The sequence below is a fragment of the Halopenitus sp. POP-27 genome (assembly GCF_029889855.1).
Lineage (GTDB): Archaea > Halobacteriota > Halobacteria > Halobacteriales > Haloferacaceae > Halopenitus > Halopenitus malekzadehii.
This window is the reverse complement of the sequence record NZ_JARANU010000015.1, coordinates 1-18,719: the sequence shown is the minus strand read 5'-3', so window position 1 is coordinate 18,719 and position 18,719 is coordinate 1. Positions and strand designations below refer to the sequence as shown.

General features: G+C 50.7%; 16 protein-coding genes and 6 pseudogenes. 6 read left to right on the top strand and 16 right to left on the bottom strand.

Annotated elements, in window-relative coordinates:
• Positions 1 to 649: 649 nt before the first annotated feature.
• The gene (locus OQF70_RS10035; protein ID WP_280537348.1) at positions 650 to 922 is read left to right on the top strand and encodes a DapH/DapD/GlmU-related protein; all 273 of its coding nucleotides are present in this window, start codon (positions 650 to 652) and stop codon (positions 920 to 922) included.
• 168 nt (positions 923 to 1,090) lie between these two features.
• A pseudogene (locus OQF70_RS10030) lies at positions 1,091 to 1,228 on the top strand (IS5/IS1182 family transposase); the annotation flags it as partial.
• Between the two features lie 158 nt (positions 1,229 to 1,386).
• Here the strand turns inward: OQF70_RS10030 and OQF70_RS10025 are convergent.
• The 10 genes and pseudogenes from OQF70_RS10025 to OQF70_RS09980 all read right to left on the bottom strand — a co-directional run.
• Positions 1,387 to 2,796: a hypothetical protein gene (locus OQF70_RS10025; RefSeq protein WP_280537347.1), complete on the bottom strand. Its 1,410-nt coding sequence runs from the start codon at positions 2,794 to 2,796 to the stop codon at positions 1,387 to 1,389.
• A gap of 14 nt (positions 2,797 to 2,810) precedes the next feature.
• Positions 2,811 to 3,662, bottom strand: a complete 852-nt coding sequence (locus OQF70_RS10020) for a sulfatase-like hydrolase/transferase (protein ID WP_280537346.1) — start codon at positions 3,660 to 3,662, stop codon at positions 2,811 to 2,813.
• A gap of 149 nt (positions 3,663 to 3,811) precedes the next feature.
• On the bottom strand, positions 3,812 to 4,849 hold the full coding sequence (locus OQF70_RS10015) for an N-acetylneuraminate synthase family protein (protein ID WP_280537345.1): 1,038 nt from the start codon (positions 4,847 to 4,849) through the stop codon (positions 3,812 to 3,814).
• Positions 4,842 to 5,531: an acylneuraminate cytidylyltransferase family protein gene (locus OQF70_RS10010; RefSeq protein WP_280537343.1), complete on the bottom strand. Its 690-nt coding sequence runs from the start codon at positions 5,529 to 5,531 to the stop codon at positions 4,842 to 4,844. The genes OQF70_RS10015 and OQF70_RS10010 overlap by 8 nt, the downstream gene beginning before the upstream one ends.
• An 8-nt stretch (positions 5,532 to 5,539) precedes the next feature.
• A complete protein-coding gene (neuC, locus tag OQF70_RS10005; protein ID WP_280537342.1) occupies positions 5,540 to 6,718 on the bottom strand; it encodes a UDP-N-acetylglucosamine 2-epimerase in 1,179 nt (392 codons plus the stop codon).
• Between the two features lie 194 nt (positions 6,719 to 6,912).
• Positions 6,913 to 7,671 (bottom strand): NTP transferase domain-containing protein, encoded by a 759-nt coding sequence (locus tag OQF70_RS10000; protein WP_280537341.1) that lies wholly within the window; start codon positions 7,669 to 7,671, stop codon positions 6,913 to 6,915.
• 34 nt (positions 7,672 to 7,705) lie between these two features.
• On the bottom strand, positions 7,706 to 9,049 hold the full coding sequence (locus OQF70_RS09995) for a sulfatase-like hydrolase/transferase (RefSeq protein ID WP_280537340.1): 1,344 nt from the start codon (positions 9,047 to 9,049) through the stop codon (positions 7,706 to 7,708).
• 1 nt (position 9,050) lies between these two features.
• Positions 9,051 to 9,914, bottom strand: a complete 864-nt coding sequence (locus OQF70_RS09990; RefSeq protein ID WP_280537338.1) for a class I SAM-dependent methyltransferase — start codon at positions 9,912 to 9,914, stop codon at positions 9,051 to 9,053.
• Positions 9,915 to 10,156: 242 nt separating this feature from the next.
• Positions 10,157 to 10,252, bottom strand: a pseudogene (locus OQF70_RS09985) (IS5/IS1182 family transposase); the annotation flags it as partial.
• Positions 10,253 to 10,386: 134 nt separating this feature from the next.
• Positions 10,387 to 10,803: pseudogene (locus tag OQF70_RS09980) on the bottom strand (IS1595 family transposase); the annotation flags it as partial.
• Positions 10,804 to 10,877: 74 nt separating this feature from the next.
• On the opposite strand from OQF70_RS09980, the gene OQF70_RS09975 reads away from it, so the two are divergent.
• Complete coding sequence (locus tag OQF70_RS09975; RefSeq protein ID WP_280537336.1) at positions 10,878 to 12,050, top strand: ISH3 family transposase; 1,173 nt, start codon at positions 10,878 to 10,880, stop codon at positions 12,048 to 12,050.
• Between the two features lie 180 nt (positions 12,051 to 12,230).
• Here OQF70_RS09975 and OQF70_RS09970 read toward each other — a convergent pair.
• Positions 12,231 to 12,704: pseudogene (locus OQF70_RS09970) on the bottom strand (transposase); the annotation flags it as partial.
• A gap of 144 nt (positions 12,705 to 12,848) precedes the next feature.
• Complete coding sequence (locus tag OQF70_RS09965) at positions 12,849 to 13,781, bottom strand: polysaccharide deacetylase family protein (protein ID WP_280537335.1); 933 nt, start codon at positions 13,779 to 13,781, stop codon at positions 12,849 to 12,851.
• Positions 13,782 to 14,477: 696 nt separating this feature from the next.
• On the opposite strand from OQF70_RS09965, the gene OQF70_RS09960 reads away from it, so the two are divergent.
• Entirely contained in the window at positions 14,478 to 15,932 is a 1,455-nt protein-coding gene (locus OQF70_RS09960; protein WP_280537334.1) for a flippase, read from the top strand.
• Between the two features lie 313 nt (positions 15,933 to 16,245).
• Positions 16,246 to 16,356: pseudogene (locus tag OQF70_RS09955) on the top strand (hypothetical protein); the annotation flags it as partial.
• Between the two features lie 72 nt (positions 16,357 to 16,428).
• Here OQF70_RS09955 and OQF70_RS09950 read toward each other — a convergent pair.
• Together OQF70_RS09950 and OQF70_RS09945 are read right to left on the bottom strand one after the other, a co-directional pair.
• Positions 16,429 to 16,845, bottom strand: a complete 417-nt coding sequence (locus OQF70_RS09950; protein WP_280537333.1) for a PIN domain-containing protein — start codon at positions 16,843 to 16,845, stop codon at positions 16,429 to 16,431.
• The gene (locus OQF70_RS09945; protein WP_280537332.1) at positions 16,846 to 17,076 is read right to left on the bottom strand and encodes a hypothetical protein; all 231 of its coding nucleotides are present in this window, start codon (positions 17,074 to 17,076) and stop codon (positions 16,846 to 16,848) included.
• Between the two features lie 245 nt (positions 17,077 to 17,321).
• Here OQF70_RS09945 and OQF70_RS09940 point away from each other — a divergent pair, with 245 nt between their 5' ends.
• Entirely contained in the window at positions 17,322 to 17,444 is a 123-nt protein-coding gene (locus tag OQF70_RS09940; protein WP_280537331.1) for a hypothetical protein, read from the top strand.
• Positions 17,445 to 17,842: 398 nt separating this feature from the next.
• Here the strand turns inward: OQF70_RS09940 and OQF70_RS09935 are convergent, their stop codons facing one another.
• Both OQF70_RS09935 and OQF70_RS09930 read right to left on the bottom strand, forming a co-directional pair.
• Complete coding sequence (locus OQF70_RS09935) at positions 17,843 to 18,514, bottom strand: hypothetical protein (RefSeq protein WP_280537329.1); 672 nt, start codon at positions 18,512 to 18,514, stop codon at positions 17,843 to 17,845.
• Between the two features lie 28 nt (positions 18,515 to 18,542).
• A pseudogene (locus OQF70_RS09930) lies at positions 18,543 to 18,719 on the bottom strand (IS200/IS605 family transposon protein TnpB); the annotation flags it as partial.

The following is an 18,719-nucleotide window of genomic DNA, read 5'->3' as shown; positions in this document are numbered from 1 at the left end:
TGATCTCGGAACTTTCGAGAAATGTATTCACATCACGTAGCGACAGACTGGACAAGTGAAAGCGGATCCCTACTTTAATCGCCCAGCGTGGAGTCCGATCTCGCTTCACTAATGACAAGTCGATCCACACGGTGTTCGCTGAGGCGGTTGATTTCGGCCATAGATACCTAGAATCGAGCTCTTCATCATCTAACTTAACGCGACTGATGAACGAACTATACAATATAAGTGTCTTCATACCCATAGAGATACCAATCTGCGGAAGAACACAGATGATATAAATATATAAGAAATAGCATTTAACTATTCATTCAGTAACCTGATGGTTTAATATGGCATTAAAAGAACTCGCAAAAAAATATTGAGAAATCGTATTTTATCGACTATTGTCCGGGAGATCCACAATAGTTGGTATCATAATCAGTATGAACAATATCGTCAAGATTATCAGATTCACGAAAACTTCCATTTCAATGGGAATGGCATTCTGTTCTATGGCGATGGAGATATTGTTGCTAAACAAAACTCATATATCGGAAGATATTCACAGATTCAATCAGCCGAGGGTTTAGAAGTAGTTATTGGAGAAAATTGTTCAATTAGCCATTTTGTTAAGATGTATACTTCTAATAAGATAGCAGACCAAGATTTGAGCCAGTCAGATATAAAAAATTCTAAAGGTGATATTCATATTGGAAATAATGTTTGGATAGGAGCAAGTGTATTCATAACAGAGGGGGTAGAGATCGGTGATAATGCAGTAATTGGTGCTAACTCGGTGGTTACAAGAGATATCCCACCACATACAATTGCTGCAGGAGTTCCTGCAAAAGTTCAGAAATTCAAATCATATACCAGTGATGGTTTTAGAAAAACTATTATTCAGGAGCAATCAGAATCGATAAATGAACAACTATTCTGAGGATATGACTTTTCTTTCATACTAAACTTGTATTACGATGGATAAGGCTAAATCAGTTGTTGCTAACCCGGCAAACTCGCCGACTCCGAAGGGATGCTTGATTCGCCGAGTAAACGATGCTCACTTTACATAGACTTCGAATCGAAAATCCGCCGCAATGCGGTGTATTCTGAGCAATATACCGGCCACGCCGTCATCGACTCGATCGGCTTTAACCACGACCAGCCAAATCGTCACTATGCCAACTGCACTAACTACCGCGTTCGAGTGCTGAAAGTCACCGCCTTAGTGGATGTCGAAACGTTACTCAAGTTCCGAGAAATTACTGCTGAAAGCCACGGTTTACAACTTTTGTCGGAGCGTCCGATATCCAGAAAATCAACCGCTGTGTACCGAAACTACAAAGCTGATAGTAAGTTATGGCAATCACAAAGGTGCTTGGAGAAACGCTAGTGTAATCTCATCTATGCTGGCCTATATGTTGTTCCTTCATTTTTCACTTTATTTATCTCTTCTATCGTGTTATCTATAGCATTTTCTTTGAATATGTCCCCAATATTATCCCCATTTCCGGGTTGATCGATTAGTGTTAATAACTCCTCTAATGAGGAGATGCCCTGAGCAGGCCCCTCATTTACTAATCGTTCAACACGTTTCCACCCCGAAATTTTATAAATATAGGTTTCTAAGTCGAATGCTATTCCCTCAAATAATGCGGTTGAATATACACCTACTTGAATATCGGATTTCGAGAAGAGTTCGTATATACTGGACCCACTATCCCCAACTACATCGATATCCGATTCTAATAATTCTGGATATTTGGACATCCACCCACTATATTCTTTTGGATGTAATTTATATATAATATCGTGTTCAATATCGGTGTCTTTTTCCATAGAAAGTGCTAATTTAGACAATTCTATTCCAATTGTCTCCTGTGAGATGAATATAATTTTTTCTCTACTATCTCCACTCTCTAATTTCCTTTTCTTTTGATCAAAATATGGGTAACCAGTGGGTATTATCCTTTCATCTGGCAATGGAATATCTGCCCATCGTTTCCAAAACTCTCCCCAGACAAATAGATAGTCCGGAAACATTTCTTTACTCGAATTTTCGTAAGAATAGCCAAGATTATGATTATGTATGGTTCCATGTTGTAGTTCGATCACGGGTATGTCTAAAGATTTAGATACTTCAATAAGTGTTTCCTTCCCATAACTACACTCAATAAGGAGTATCTCCGGCTCGATTCTATTCATTAATCGTTTATAGAACCCATACCTTATCTTTCTTAAGTGTAGTTCTCTGTGTACTATAGCACAGAGATCAATTTTGACGTTAAATTTATGATTCAATCGCTTTTCGATCGCGACTAACTCTTCTTGGACATCATCAGAAATTGATGGTTTCTTCAATCCTAATTTCATCAACACGTATGATAGATATATAATTAGATCATTATATTTCAAGAGATCAGTCTGTATTGGACTATAATGCGATGCATTTTGGGGTGGTTCTAAATGAATATAATTATTCAATCCTGATTCATAGAGGGGATCAAAATAGATATCCCACCACTTGTTGTTTGACTCTAACTGTCGTCTACCGGTACCGTACACAAGAATTTCATAATTTTTAGATAAATATGGATTCTTTAAAAAAATATTTCTGATCATCATATATATTCTTTTAATATCTTTAATCGATCCGCCACTTGTGTTCTGGTTTCTCGTTGTACTTTCAAACCTTATTTCATCAAAAATTCCCTTTCTCATCCGCTCCCAGATAGGTATTTGATCAACCTTAAGGTCAAATACATTATTATTTTTTTCAAACTTCTTGAATTCTGATAAACTATTTTTATCCATATTTTAATCACCCATCATTTAGAATCTGTTTTATATCCGAGTGCTCTAAGTCTATCTTCGACAATAGCCTCGTCAATCATTGTGGATTCTGTTGGCTTGTCGCTAATAATATCTGGTCTATTATGTGTATTGATAACCAACCAGGGTACCTTCCTTAATTCTTTATAATATTTATATTTTGGGTGACCTATAGTGTCGTGCTCACCTAATAACTCGCCGTGATCTGCCGTTACTACTATTTTCCCATTTAATTCATCAATTAGGAGTCTCACATATTGTAGGGCGATCTCTAAGTTCTCATAATATACGCTTCGAAGCTCATCATTTGATATATATCCTTTTCTTGCTGCTCCTCCTAAGGTACTAACCACATTACTGTTGCTTGTATCGTACTTCTTGATATTCTCTGAATCACGAGCGATGACTTTCAATCCCTCATCCGCAACTCGGTTCCGGAGATCCTCCGCTGTTGAACCTAGGTAAGGACCATGTGGCTGCATAAAATGAATAATCATTCGTTTATTTGGATGTTTACTGTAAGCGTCCAAAGCTGCATTAGCTACCGTTCTTGGTGCTAGCCCTTCTGAAGACGAATGTAACACATCTACCTCAGGAACAGCGTCGCTTTCGTCGGTGAATATTAAGTCATAGAATACGTTCTGCGAGATCTGTGCGCCGTATCCATTTGCCGTAACGTAGACTGTATCATAGTATTCGTTCCCGGCAAAATTTTTCTCGCAAAACTCGATGCTATGAGAACCTTTTGATATAGCATACTTGAGATTTCCGCCAAGATCAGCCACCTCTGCAAAAGCATCATACCGACAGGCATCGAGAATAATTAGATAATCCCAATCCTGACTCATCACCTCTAATCCCGACCCATATTTTTGTTTAAAAGACAGTTTTTGGGGTTGATGTTTTATATATTGCAATAGTCGTTTTATTTCGTCAGTGACTAAAGATGGGTCTTTTATCGCACGAATCAGATTCTCTTTATCATATCTTTCAGGAATCATATAAATGTTTCAGGATCGTCGTTAAGATGTTTACTTTTAATCACCATATCTGCGGGAAGCGATGTTGATACCCTCTTACCTACTATGTCAAAAAAACGTTGAGCAGGTATTCCGGTTTGAGGGCGCTTCGTTGTGATATTTTTTTCCGTCAATTTATCACCTTTCTCAATATACTCCGCCGTGACAATACTGTGCTGTGCCCACTGTTTGATTTCAACTTCTTCGTCATTTATTCCTTCTTTTTTAGTGGAAGTTTCATCGTATAGCGTTGCAAACTCACAGAGGTCAGTTAACTCGTCAGGTTCGATAGATACTTCCTGGTCAGGACCGGGAAGGCGGCGATCAATGGTAAAGTGCTTCTCGATAAGTGCGGCATCGTTCCCGATAGCAACTTTTGCTGCCTCAACCCCTGTCGAGTGATCTGAAAATCCAACAGGCACATCCGTCATCTCTTCTAACGTCTCGATTGTTTTAAAATCAAAATCGGCAGCCGTCGTCGGATAGGCTGAAACACAATAAAAGGGTGCATACTGGCTTGCTACGTCATTTAGAAACTCACAAGTTGCTTTGATCTCATCCAGGGTATTCATCCCTGTTGAGACTAACAACGGCTTGCCCGTACTAGCAGCACGTTCAAGCAACTCCCGGTTGTTCAGTTCACCTGATCCGATCTTAATTGCTGGAACGTCGATCTCATCCAGTATATCGACGGCCTCAGTCGAAAACGGTGTGGAAAGGAACGTTATATCGTGTATTTCTGCGTGAGACTGAAGCTCTTGATGCTCGTCGAGTGACCACTCATTGACTGCAAGTGTATCGTATACCTCGCCCGCACCGATTGACCTCATTTCCGACTCAACCATTTCTGCATCCACGATGTGCGTCTGAAACTTGACTGCATCCGCCCCAGCATCCGCAGCCACCTCTATGAATCGCTTCGCAAGGGTCAGATCGTTTCGAGCATTAATCCCGACTTCAGCAATAATGTATGGACGGTTCCCTGCTCCAATCTTCGTACCCTCAATTTCAATCATATGATTCCCACCCCATTAGAATTTGTTCGGCTAACCATAGGTCAAACGGTGTATCAATATCTACTGACTCCCGCTCAGCCATCTCGTACAATTTCGTCGTGCCTGTGATCGTTTCCTCTGTCTGCAGGAATTGATCAACATTCGTTACATAAATTGCACCGTTAATTACGTACTCTGGGTCCCGATCTTGTCTCCGTTTAGCTGCATCAGTATAGTTCAACTGCTTGGCACCCTGGGGCGTACGTTCCCAGCGGGTATCACACGTCGGATACACTGAAATAACAGAGTCCGCATTAGAGTCTTCGTAAAGCGAGTACGCCTCCTCAATATGTGTTACTGTCCGAAGTGGTGACGTTGGCTGAAGTAACATAAACGCATCGTACTCTTCACCCACGTCGTGAAGCGTTTCCAAGGTATGAGTGATTACAGGTGCTGTCGGAGCCTCATCCGTTGCTAATTTCGATGGACGTATGAAAGGAACCCTCGCGCCGTGCGAGTCTGCCACTTCAGCAATCTCTTCATCATCAGTAGAAACAACGACTGAATCGATTGCAGTAGCATCACGTGCGGCTTGGATCGAGTGGGCAATAAGTGGCATTCCGGCCAATTCACGGATATTCTTTCCCGGAATCCCTTTTGACCCACCACGAGCAGGGATGAGACCGAGGACGTTAGATTCCATCAGTAGTATCACTCCCCGTGGTATCCTAGTAAATCTGGCGTCATAGGGGGCTTCAACTCAGGGTTGAGTTCAGCAACCGTATCTGTTATTTTTTGTCCAGCATCCCCATTTCCGTAGATTGTTGATTGAGGATACGATCCCTGTTGTAGTTGTGTTTCGATTCCATTAGCGATCTCCTCGGCGTCGCAAGCAACGTCAAGCACGTTTGGTCCACGCTCGCGCGACTGTTGCCGCTCCCCAATGTTGACGGTCGGAATACCGAAGTATGAGCACTCTCGAATGCCGACACTCGAATTACCAACCATACATACGGCGTTCTTTACCAGCGTCAGGTAATCGTGCGGATCTAGACTGATGAAGAATCGGACCCCGTCAGGGTCTTGCTGCTCTCGGTACTCTCGCATCGCTTTCGAGACCTGATCAGTCCCGGCATCCATATTTGGCCAGAACCAGAATGCCTGCACATCAAGCTGCTCATAGGCCTTGATCAGCTCTTGTGTTTTGTCATAGTTTGATTCATATTCGGTTGGGAGCGGATGATACTGAATCACAATATAATCCTGAGAAACATCCACAGTATGTCCGACACCACCGTACTCAGTTTGAGGGTCATACTCATCTCTTCCTTCCTGTAGGATCTGTTCGGCCAATTCTATTGAAGGACAGCCAGTCCGATAAATCCGATTGGCGGGTTCACCGAGCAGTCGGACAATTTCTTTGCTTCGATCAGTTGAAACCAGATGGTAGTCCGCCATTTTTGTAGTAGCGTGGCGAACCTTGTCATCAATCGAACCGGTGATCTCTCCACCCTCTAAGTGAACTACAGGGATGTTAAGATACGATGCTGCAAGTGTACTCGCCATTGTTTCGTGACGATCCCCACTAGTCAGCATCACATCAGGATCAAACTCTTTGAATGCAGTCGCATATTCGACGAGTCCCATTCCCGTTGTTTTTGCTTGGGCGACCGGTTCGCCAGCTTCCAATAATGTGTGGATTTTTTTGTCGATTTCTAGCCCTGCCTCTTTCATAATATCTGAAATATCCCCGAAGCGGTGAACTAATGCTCCCCCAGAGACGATAAGATAAAACTCAATTCGGTCATCGTCGTTTAGAGCTTGAAGTGCTGTCTTTACTCGCGCATATTGTGATCGAGATGTAACAACTGCTGCTACGCTGTTAGCCATTTTCGAGAAATCGGCAGCAGAGAATACTAAGGTTTGCCATACTATCCTGAGCAACAATCATTTGGAGAGACTGTATAAACAGGAGCAATCTATCTTGATTTTTTGTAATGATCGGATTAACCCCGTCAAAACGTAGTGCTAATGCTGACTAGACATATCATTCGGTTGACTGGGAAAGCCCCCATAGAATGCCACTACGGGACATCCTGAACGACATTTTCATTAACCACTCGCAAGTCAGTATCAGAGATATAGTTAATCGCGGTTGCCGCATCGAGAATGTAGTCGTACTGTACTTCATTGTAGACCTGAGAGAAAAGTCGGTAGTCATCGGCCACATCCATCGTGAGCCGGAGAGAGGAAAAGTTTGGCACGTCGTTTATTAGGGTTTCATTAAATATGTCTATCGCAGAGATATCTTCCCATCGCAAGCGGTCGAGAGAGTCCCGAAAGTACGCTCCTGCGTGTTCTCGGTAATAATCGTCGGAGACGGTATCGTTCGCCCGCTGGAGAGCCTGAAGGGTAAATGCACTTGCGCCAAGTCCAATCGGAAACGTTCCGTCAAGTTTGTTTGAGACATACTCGACATCGCAGTTCTGGAGTAGATCTGAAAGGTGGGTCAGTACTGCCGGTTCAACCAACGGGTTGTCGGCGGTGACACGGACTACACCGTCCGCTCCTGCGGCGTCGGCCGCCCGGTAGATTCGGCCGAGGACATCGTTCTCTGTCCCACGATATACCGTCGCTCCGAACTTCTTGGCCACCCACTCCACAGTGTCATCGCAGGGTCGATCAGTCGTCGCAACTAACACATCTTCGGGATCAAATCGGGACGCAGCCACAATCCGGCGGAGTTCGTGGATGAGAGCGGGGTCGCCATCAAGTGGGTACATAGCCTTGCCCGGGAGTCGTGAGGAGCCTAACCGGACTTGTAATATGACAATTATATCCATACTAATTAATTATATGAATTTTGACAATATCCAATTATATATAGCCAAGTTCTTCTAGTCGTTCACGTACTACGTCATCGTACGTTAACTCACGATCGCCCATTAGAACAGGTTGAGAGAGGATTTCCTCGCCGCGCTCTCGGAGCCGACTTACTGTGGATGCCTTGCCCGAGGACGTCCACTCCCCAGATACATAATCGACACGGGCGCCGTTCTGGATTAACACGATATCTCGCTGGAGTTCCCGATCGTGGTGGTTTGATTTCGTCACATCAACCCGTCCAGTTCGCTCGTAGACATCGTTCGAGTGGTGGATGATTTCGGTTACCGACATCTGATTTGATTCGACATCAAGCAACGACACACCGTTGAATTCGCTCTCATCGTTCACCCATTGATCTATCGTCCGAGGAAGGGATCGAAGATTGACTGTTTGCGTGATGGTACGGGACTTCTCGTCCGGTGCGAACACAAGCAACGGGACGTGAAGCCGACTATCTTCGTAGGCCGTATTCCGGTTCCAAATGCCGTGATCCGACGTGACGACAACAAACACGTCGTCCAAGACTAGGTCGCGAACGAGGGGAGCGAGCGCTCGGTCGAAATCCCAAATCGCAGCGCGGTACAAGCGTTCCATCGCTTCCACGTCGTAAGATTTCTCTGCATTTTTGATGTGTCGCTCCGGAGAAACGTCAATAGGTAGTTCTACCTCTGGAATGTCGGAGGCAAACCTCTCAAGTGCCTCCTCGCTAGCGGATAGCGGCGGGTGGATATCCATATAGTTAGCAAAAACATAGTCGTCGCCGGATGTCTCAGCTCTCGTTTTCCGGATTGCGTCATTGATACGGGAAACGTGACGGTGAGCTTTGTCCACATCCGATTGGCGGCGGTACGCGGCGTAGTTGAGAAGCGACCGGATCGGCTTGCCATCGCTTCGGAGGAATCGCCAGATTGTATATAGTTCTGGAACTGCGCCCGCATCAAAGTAGTCTTCTGGGTTTGTAGCTAAGGGATAGGGAAGATCAGGACCACTAAAATTCACCTTCGTCTCGAATCCACGTTCTAGCCCTTGGAATAGCCATATGTTTGCTGAGAATAATGACGTGTTGTGGGTCTCTGCCATACGTTCGGTGATCGTCGTGATGTTCTGATCGAAATAAGGATACGCCTCATGCATACCGACGGCGGACGGCAATTCCCCGGTAAACATAGATGCGTGAGATGAAGGGCTCAATGGCCCGGGGACATATGCATTAGTGAATGTTACAGCGTGTTCGTCAGCGAGTGTCTTTAATTCGGGCATCGTATCAGGCCCATCAGACGCAAACGACGTGGTCGAAAAAGAGAGCGAATCGACGAGGAGCCAGACGACATCCATACTAGTTTGCCTCAATGATGAACGACGAAGCCATAAAGTATCCTCGCCAGTCGTGGGGATCTTCAAACTCCTTCGCAAGTTGGTCATACGCCGCCTCATCTACGGCTCGGAACTCTGGGGGAATCGGATGATAGTGATAGAAGTAAATTTCATCCACATCAAAGCCGCTCTCGTTGAATGTTGAATGGATCGTAAGCGGGTTGTGGAACTGCCCCTCACTGTCAGTCTCCGGTGTCTGTCCAATCCCCTCTTCCCCAACGCGACAGATGTCACGTAATCGCTGGTCGAAGGCGGAATGCAGGTCCACAGGGAGATTGGCGTCAGTGAGTATGGATTCCATAATATAGTGGTAAGTGTAACTATTCATCGAGTAGAGGTTGAACAGAGCGTTTCGAAACTGGATTAGTGCCACTCCGTCGGAGCGCAACGAGTTACACACTATCCGGAGATAGGCCGCCGTCTCATCAAGATGTGGGAAAAGCCCAACACCCATAATGACATCAAAGGTCCCATCAAATGGGATACCGTCCTGCACATTTGCCCGCTTGAGCCGCTCAGGATCGAGACCATCAGACTCGAAGACTGTCTTCCCAGACGTTATCATCTCCTCCGAAAGGTCGAAGCCGACTGCGTCGATGCCATTCTTACAGAGCGTATGTACCATTCCACCGTTGCCACATCCCATATCGAGGACGCGGTCGGCGTCAAGATCTAAGATCCGTTTCAGGAGAATTTCCTCGGCAACGAGAGCGGGTACGTAGTCGTCGCGGTCAGAAAAGTACATCCGATCATACTCATCGACCTTGGAATCGTAGTGAGAGCGTACCTGAGAAATATCGGACGGCTCTGTTAGTTCGTCAACCATATTGGGTCTTTCGAACTCAAACAAACTATTGGTTACGCTTTGTGAACAGCATCAACGATCAATCGCGGTAGGAACAGCGATGTGTGATCCTGGGCATTATTGGGGTCCGTAGAAGGCGACGGGATTGATTGTTTGACAGCTTGTTCAACGTTGTAGACGGCAGCGGCGAGGGTAAGCTTACGAAACTGGCGGGTACCATACCCACGCTCGCACGGATCTACCGATACAGGATGGACGATCTACATCAGCGCAGCATCAGTAAGTTTTCGTGCTATCGAGACAGTTTGTTTAACGAAGCGGAAGAGTACCTTTTGCACAACTGTACTCTCCCGCTTCATCTCCAGCGTTCTGACGGACTATCGCTACGCAGTCAGTGGGTTCAATAGAACCGTTTGCAGCGGAACAATCGTTGTATCCATCTCTGTTATCTTCCTACATATTACTCACGCTCTTGTGTAGCACATTGTTGATTTCAGAGAGTGGCTTTGATAGCGTGTTTGAGCGCTTCTCGTCCGGGTTTGCGGTAGAGTTCTCGTCTGAGTTCGAACGCTCGGAGATACTGTGTGAGGCGATCTTTTGAGATGCCTCGATGCGGCGAGAGCCACCGTCGCGCCAGCGACGCGTGGCTCTCGCAAGAATTCACGTGGACCGTGTCGTCGGCGTATTCGCCGTCGCCGTGAACGACGTATTCGCGGTCGAATTTTTCGTCTTGCCCAAGCGGATCGTACGCGCAAAATCCGTCCGTATAGACGGTGAGTGGCTCCTGCTGGCTGACCGCCAGCAGGAGCCGGATCGTCGATTCGTCTGCGGATTTCGCCGGCACGATGTACCGCTTTTCGGTGCCGCGATCCACGAGGACGAACACGGGCGGCTTGTCCTGTTCAAATGTCGGTAGTTCCCATCGAGTCAGAGGATAGTCACAACTGATGAGGTTAGAGTCTTAGAGAGCGTCTGAATGGGTGTATGAAGTTCCTCTACCATCCAGACACTGTTCTTACGGCCTCTGACCTTGAAACCTTAGCGGAGGGTCTCCTCGCAGAGATACCGATCCCCGGAGTCGAAGGCTGTGGCTTCGACTCCGGGATGATCCGTCAAACGCTCCTCCAAGCTGCCGTCGATCAGAAGTCCATCAAAGCCGTCACCGACACCACTCGTGGAACCTACTCCGACGACTACACACTCACTCAGCTGCACACCGTCCCACCTGACGAACTCGAAGTCATCGTCAACCAGCTCTTTGTCCAGCAGGCGGCGATGATCCTCGGCCCCAGCCCGAGGATCATCTGTCTCGACTTCGTCGATATCCATTACCACGGCTGCCCACACGCCGAGGCTGGCGAACTCTGTCACACGAAACCACGCGATGGCACCTCTCAGTGCCATCGCTACCTCGCTGGATTCGTTCTCTGTCGAGCAAAACCCCTCGTCATCGCGGTCACACCTGCCCGGAGTGACGAACCCAAAAGCGACGCGGTCGAGCGACTGCTCGACCACGTCGCGGCCCTCCCATTCGAGATCGCTGGACTCCTCGCTGACCGTGGCTTCTACGATGGCTCATCGATCGAGCGACTAGATGCAGTTTCACCAGTCGCTCTCCCGGTCGTCCGCCGTGGGAAACAGATGGCCGAAAAACTGGACACGACCGTTTCCTACTGGTCGGAGTACGTGATGTACGAGGGAAGCGAGCGGGAACTGCGCTTCCCGCTCGCGGTCTGTGTCTCCTATCAACAGGGGAATCGAGGCAAACACGGCTTGCTTGTTCGGGCATACGTGGCGTGCGATCTGGCCGATCGCACGCCGAAGGAAGTCGAAGCCCTCTACCAGAAACGCTCAGCCATCGAGACAGCCTTCCGGACGATGCGCCAAGCGCGTGCGCGGACGAGCACGACTGATCCGGTCGTGCGGTTGTTGTTCGTGCTTGTGAGTTTCTTGCTGCGGAATCTGTGGGTGATCGTTCGATGGGGCGTGCTCGCCACGCCGCGGCGCGGCGGGCGAGCACTCCCTGCTTGGTTCCGCTTCGAGGTATTCAGAGAGTGGATTGACCGTGCGCTCGACGACACGTTGGGACGGAAGTGGGAGGCACCGACTAACCGTACCGGAATCCCGCCGACCTATAGCAAGCTGGACGCGGGCTGAAACCGCCCGCGTCCAGCGCCACCCCTCTGAATGAGCGACGGCTCCGCGTCTTAGGCAAGTTGACGGCGCTCTCACCGGAGTGAGATCGCCGTCTCTGTTCGACTCAGTGGATAGGTCGGTCTGATCTCTCTCACCCTCCTCCAGAAATTGGGTCAATAATCAGGAACGATGGGAACTACCGAATGTTCCGCGCCCGCGTCGAGAGAGGCCGCGAGAGCGCGACCAGCGATCGCGCTTGCGGCCTTTCAGGCCGGCAGGGACGTAGAACTCGTCAATTTCGATCGGGCCACGGAGATCGAGTGACGGCGCGTCGAGTGCTTCCGCGAAGTGCTCGACACGCCTGTAGATGGTTTTGTAGGTGACCTCGATTTCGCACTGTAACTGCCTGAGACTGGTGTTAAACCGCAAAAACGCGTAGATCGAGAACAACTATTCGCGGAGCGCGATCTTTGAGTGAGCGAAGATCGTGCCGGTCCTATCGTTGAACGTGCGGTCGCAATCCTTACAGAGATACCGCTGAAAGTGCCCGTAGCAGCCGTTTCTGACCGTTCGGTCAGAACGGCAGCGAGGACAGGAAACGCCGTCACGCCAGCGAACCTGTTGGAGCAGGTCCGCTGCGGCCGATTCCGACCCAAACACATCGAGCGGAATCATCCGTGTCGGACACCGCTGACGCGGTGTCCTTGTCCTCTTCGACTCGACAGCCACAGCTCAACAGTATCAACAATCTCCTACTGAAGAGCGTATTACTCAAGTATGTTGTGGGGAAGCCGTAGAGATTGGGTAACTCCGTGAGAATCAGGGGGAATAACGTCCTGCTGATTGGGGTAAGTCGTTAGTATCTAACCTTGGTACTTCGAGTGGATTATCATTTACCGTATTAGCTACGCGGGGTTCTGTTGTGAATGCAAGATTGCAGCCATATCTTTTTAAAACATCAATTACCTTCTCGTTGTATCTGCCATATGGGTAGCACATCATCCACTCCTCAGTTGGACTGTTTATGCTATCAAGGAAGTCCAGTGAGGTCTCGATTTCATTGACTACCTCTTGACGTGAAAGTGTATCTAACCAGTAATGGTTCGCAGTATGACTTCCGATATACATCCCATTATCTACCATCACCCGGAGTTGGTCTTTAGTCATATACCATTCCTGTGAGAGTATCTCTTCGTCAACGCTCAAGTACTGATCAAAGAGATCGTCAATAATAGCTCCTCGTGCTTTGTCGGGAAGGGCATATTGAAGTAACCGCTTTACGAAAACGATCTCTTCGGGATCCCATCGTCCCTCTTCAGCTAGTTCATCGTAATACTGTCTGGGTGGTTTTAGCTCAAACTGGGACTGATACTGCTCAAGTATATCAAGAACCATATTAAGTAACTTCTCATCACTGTCTCTCTCTGCGAGAATGGTGTGGATTTTATGAACATCAAGTACAGTCTCGTTTTCTATTGGATCAACAGGTGGGAAGAAAGCGCCTTGAATTCCCCTCTGTGTGAGTATAGGAAATACTGTCTCATAATGATCTGCAAATCCGTCGTCAAACGTTAGTAGGACAGCGTTCTCGGGCAAGTCTTCATCGTTGAGCAGAGCTGATTGAAGCTCATCCACTGTGATGAAGGTATATTCGGATTCAAGATAATCAAGCTGATATCGGAATTCATCGACAGTTAGTGCATTGATGTCCGGGTACCGACTTTTCGAAAGGTCCCGAACGTAGTGGTACATCACAATCGTACATTCACTCATAGAATATGGATTTGCCAGGCTTGCACATCAAAATACTGCTATTGGAATACATTGTTCGGCATATCTACTTTGGGATATAGATCGATATATGTTAATGTGATCAAGCGCCTGCACGCTACCTGCGAGTATCGATCGTACTGATCTACCACGACTCGCAGTTGTAGGTATCCAGGTGCCAACAGATGGCAGCCACTCTTCCAATAGGATCGTCACATTCAACTGGCCGATACGGCACTGACGAACCCACAGACGTCCAAAGAACACGACGAAACAAATTGACGAAGCTTCGCTTCTTCCTATATAGCGACGCTATCCGTCGACTTCTGTGGGTTCAACAGCGTAGTTCCCGTTCATTTCGTGGGGAGACCGGAGACCGTAACGAGCGAGCGATCGCCGATCAATTGAACAGAACGATACCGATTTTCTCACAGGCCGGACAGACGAGTGCGTCCCATCCCTTGTGTTCGCCGGTCTCGAAGGGGCGATCACAGTTCGGACACTGCACATTCGGGAGAGCATCCACCGTTATCATCACACGTCCTCAATAGAAATTATGTATGTTTTGAGGCTACAAATCACGATCGTTTCGAGGCGGGAACGTCTGTGGGGTAGTATCCAACCGTCGGTCCTCGAACAACGGGTTAATGTCGCATCCGGTCGTCGACCGCATACGGTATGCGTATCGGCCAAACGTCGTTCGTCTATTTTCTTTCAAACATCGTTGTCTCAGTAACGGGATTTCTAGCAACGCTCTATTTCGCACGTGCTCTCGGAGCCGGGACGCTTGGTGTTTATTTCCTCATCCTTGCGCTTGTCTCCTGGCTCAAGCTGGCCGGAGAGATGGGCGTCGGCGGAGCCCTCTCGAAACGGATCAGCGAGGGATCCGACTCAGAGAAATATCTCGTCACCGGCGCACTTGTTATTTGCGTCTTGAGTATCCTTCTGTTGGTCGGGATCAGCTTATTCCGGACACAGATCACAGGCTACGTTGGCCATCCAGGTGCACCATTTATCCTGGCATTGCTCGTCCTCGTGGAACTTCTCAACGGCTACACGACCGCTGTCCTGAAGGGGCAACGGTTGGTACAGTACATCGCGGGCGTCTCCACGACGCGAACAGTGATCCGGGTTGTCTTGCAGGTCGCTGCGGTATACCTTGGGTACGAGTTACTCAGTCTTGTCGGCGGATTGTTCGCCGGGACTCTGATCGCCTCACTTCTCGGCCTTACGATCGTGTACCGGTCGCTTGAGAAGCACCCATCACTCGACGACTGGAGCTACCGACACGTCGAAAGCCTCCTCTCATACGCGAAGTACTCCTGGCTTGGCGGCATTCGTAGTCGCTCGTTCAACTGGGTCGACGTCGTCGTCCTCGGCCTGTTCGTTCCCTCGAACCTGATCGGGATCTACACGATTGCCTGGAACATCGCATCATTTCTCAACGTATTCGGGGCGTCGATCCGGACATCAATGTTCCCGGAGATCAGTAAGCGTGCCGCCGAGGACGACGCCGAACAGATCCGGACCCTCGTCTCGGATACGCTCGCGTTCGGTGGCCTCATCCTGATCCCGGGGCTCGTTGGGGGCGTGCTGATCGGCGATCGACTCCTCCGGATCTACGGCTCCGAGTTCGTCCAGGGAACGGCTGTGTTGGGTCTCCTCATCCTGTCGGTCCACATCTACGACTACCAGATGCAGTTCACCAACGCGCTCAACGCGATCGACCGGCCCGACCTCTCGTTCCGGGTCAACGCGGTCTTCATCGGCGGGAACGCGGCACTGAACCTCGTGTTGGTGTCACAGTACGGCTGGATCGGCGCCGCGGTCGCGACCGTCTGTTCGGCGGTGGTCGGGCTGATCGGCGCCGCCTACTACCTCCGGCAGCAGATCGACTTCGCGATCCCGATCGGAGAGATCCTTCGCCAGTGGGCTGCGGCCGCGTGTATGGGCGTGGTGGTGTCGGGAATCCTACGCGCCGATTCGGTATTCGGGATCTTCCCGAGAAACGACGTCTCGGTCGTCGTGATCGCGGGGACGGGTGCTGCCGTCTACTTCGTGGTACTGTACGCCATCTCGACCCGGTTCCGAACGGTCGTCCGAAACAACTCGCCAGTCGATCTTCCCGTCTGAGACGCCTGACCCGGGCGTGACCGCCGACCCTGTGTGGCCATCGGCTCGCCGAAACCACGACCGCAAGCAAGCGGTCGACGATTTCTCGAGGGTAACGATGTACTTACCCACCGTGTCACGTGTTCCGTGACCCCGGGATGCTGTGACTAAGTCAAGTGCTCTCGCGACACGCTCGATGCGGCCGATAACGAGGACGGGGCGTGTCATAACGGTTCGATCTCACTCACTGGTCGCGGCGCTCGAGGACGAGACGCCCGCACGAGTGCGGATCGAACTTCCCCCCGACCGGCGTCTCGCCGAACGCTCCGGCGTCGATCCCCTCGTTCGGCGGCGGATGCACGACCACCGCGCGGACCTCGCGATGCTCGGGATCCTCGATCGCCACGCGAGAACCGAGGGGCGGGCCGGCGGCCAGTATGACGAGGAAGAGCGCGTGACACGGTGGGGTGTGTCGGAAGGGGGGCAACGATCGACGGCTCCGAGTGAGTGGAGTCGGCTAGCGAGTCTCGAACGAGTCGATCACGTCGCTCGTCGAGTAGACCTCGACGACGTCCTGGTCCTCGAAATCGGTGTCATCACTCCAGAGAGCGGCGTCCAGCGCGAGGGCACACGCCACGTACAGTACGTCGTCGGGGTCCGTCCCACCGATGGCGTCGTCAGCGTCCTCGATGTGGGTATGGAAATCGTTCGCGGGGACGACCCTGATATACTGGAAGATGAGATCGACGAACTGCTGCACCCGCCGTGGCTCCATCCCGGACTTCTCGACGATCAGACCGTGGTAGTTCTCGAGTTCGTCGTGGACGAACGCGGGCGTCAGCAGGTCGGGGTCGAGCGTGACGATGAGCTCCCGGGTTTTCGAGTTGGCGATGAGTGCGGAGATGACGACGGTGGCGTCGACGACCAGCCGCATTCAGTTCGCCCGTTCGTCGACGCGCTCGCGTCCGCGCTCATTGATCTTGTCGGCGATTTCCGCAACGTCGCTCTCCGTGAGTTCGCTCTCCGACGTCAGTTCGTCCATCACGTCCAGCGTCTCGATCTTCTCCCGAATGGCCTGCCGCGTGACCTCGCTCCAGTTGATCTCCGGATGCCTCTCCATCCGGTCTTTGAGATCGTCGTCGACGTTGACGGTGATCGTGGGCATACAGATACCTACGTGTACACAGAACATTGTGTCTTTGGATGAGACCAGTGTCGTGAGCCAACGGTCAGTTCCGCCGCCGACACTGCGCAACGCCGAGCGAGGTCGGCCTCGACGACCGACGACTCACACCCGTTTAGTGACGAGGAAGCCCGCTATGCGGCGGTGACAACGACACGGTGGGCAGTCGCCATCCCATCCGGAGAGAGAGTGACTTCGTCTCCGGGGGATTCCCACGCGAGAGCGACGTGAACCCGTGGACCGTGGTCGTGATCCGCCACGCCGACATCGAAACGGCCGAGGGTCATCTCAGTGCGGCCACGACGGAGACGATCGCCAACGCGGCCGCCGGATACCTCGGCGTCCAGTAACGACGACTCCCGTAGACGATCACCGTCGATGGGGATCCACGCGATCGACGACGCGTCACGCGAAACGGTGGTGTATCCGCGTGCATATGGCGAGGCCGTCGATCGACACAGAACACGTGACAGGGTGTGGTGTGTCCCTCTCGATCGGCGTCGAGACCCCGGGTCGGTACTGACGATGTCGACGCTGACACAGCTTTCCGGACGGAGCCTGCATACGGCCACGGACGTGCATCGAAGCGGGTGATCGACCATCGGTTCAAGAGTATGTTCGGCTCATCCACAGCCGATGCCGAAGATATCGAGACGCGTCCGTGCGTTCCGCGATCAGCAACGGGAAACGGTCACGGCCTCGTCCACGCCCGGATCACCGTCGAGAGTGGGGAGGTAGCTCCGTCGCGTCAGTCCCGTCGTTCGAGATCGCCTCGACGTTCGCGCTGCATGATCCCGCCAGTGAACAGCCGGAGTTTCGAAACGAGTTCCGTCTCGGTTTCGTACGTGGCGACGCGGAGATCCCACCGTACCCGGGCCGAGCGGATCATCGCACTCGTGACGTCGTCCTCGTGGAGGAAGACCAGCCGATCGCCGTGTGTTTCCGACAGCGCTTCCAGGATGCTGCCGGCTTCTTCGCCGACGCCGAAATTGTGGCCAAGAAACGGAAGCACGAACGCGGTCGCATTGCTACACCGCGTGTACTCGATACTCTGTGTCGCTGCGTCGACATCGTCGGTGTCAACGTCCACATCGAGCGCGAGAAAGGCGTTCACGCCGGGGTCCACGCGAAGTTCGCCCTGAATCCGCCGCAGGAGTGCCTGTGCATCGTCGATATCGTCTTCGTTCCGAAAGAGTCGACGGAGCGGACCGGGGAGATCGTCCTGGTCGATATCGCGGCGTTCCGCATCGCTGAGAACGTAGTTGAGGTTGAACGACTTGTACGGTCCCATCAGATAGAACAGAAACCGATCGTACGGCACCTCTCCCAACCGGTCGACGATCAAGTCCCGTGTGATCGCTTTGACATCCTCCCCGCCCTGAAGGGGCGGGGATTCCTCGCGCTGGCGGTCTCGGCTCATGCCGAACCCCCACGGAGGCAACTTTCTCCTACGCCGACCGTAGGATACTCTGGTCTGTGCGCGCTTCTTTGGGACTTTCGTGAGAGTGTGGTACCTCCGACCAGTGGTGGTCGTCCCACTCGAATCGCACGGGCCGTGCCATCGGCCGTGGTACGTCTGTCTGCCGTCTCAGGAACGTCTCCGACGCCGTGAGGTCCGCGTGCCC

Coding starts and splice junctions, on each gene's coding strand:
- OQF70_RS10025 (WP_280537347.1), bottom strand. CDS start 2,796: ATGGATAAAAATAGTTTATCAGAATTCAAGAAGTTTGAAAAAAATAAT.
- OQF70_RS10020 (WP_280537346.1), bottom strand. CDS start 3,662: ATGAGTCAGGATTGGGATTATCTAATTATTCTCGATGCCTGTCGGTAT.
- OQF70_RS10015 (WP_280537345.1), bottom strand. CDS start 4,849: ATGATTGAAATTGAGGGTACGAAGATTGGAGCAGGGAACCGTCCATAC.
- OQF70_RS10010 (WP_280537343.1), bottom strand. CDS start 5,531: ATGGAATCTAACGTCCTCGGTCTCATCCCTGCTCGTGGTGGGTCAAAA.
- neuC (WP_280537342.1), bottom strand. CDS start 6,718: ATGGCTAACAGCGTAGCAGCAGTTGTTACATCTCGATCACAATATGCG.
- OQF70_RS10000 (WP_280537341.1), bottom strand. CDS start 7,671: ATGGATATAATTGTCATATTACAAGTCCGGTTAGGCTCCTCACGACTC.
- OQF70_RS09995 (WP_280537340.1), bottom strand. CDS start 9,049: ATGGATGTCGTCTGGCTCCTCGTCGATTCGCTCTCTTTTTCGACCACG.
- OQF70_RS09990 (WP_280537338.1), bottom strand. CDS start 9,914: ATGGTTGACGAACTAACAGAGCCGTCCGATATTTCTCAGGTACGCTCT.
- OQF70_RS09975 (WP_280537336.1), top strand. CDS start 10,878: ATGAAGTTCCTCTACCATCCAGACACTGTTCTTACGGCCTCTGACCTT.
- OQF70_RS09965 (WP_280537335.1), bottom strand. CDS start 13,781: ATGTACCACTACGTTCGGGACCTTTCGAAAAGTCGGTACCCGGACATC.
- OQF70_RS09960 (WP_280537334.1), top strand. CDS start 14,478: ATGCGTATCGGCCAAACGTCGTTCGTCTATTTTCTTTCAAACATCGTT.
- OQF70_RS09950 (WP_280537333.1), bottom strand. CDS start 16,845: ATGCGGCTGGTCGTCGACGCCACCGTCGTCATCTCCGCACTCATCGCC.
- OQF70_RS09945 (WP_280537332.1), bottom strand. CDS start 17,076: ATGCCCACGATCACCGTCAACGTCGACGACGATCTCAAAGACCGGATG.
- OQF70_RS09935 (WP_280537329.1), bottom strand. CDS start 18,514: ATGAGCCGAGACCGCCAGCGCGAGGAATCCCCGCCCCTTCAGGGCGGG.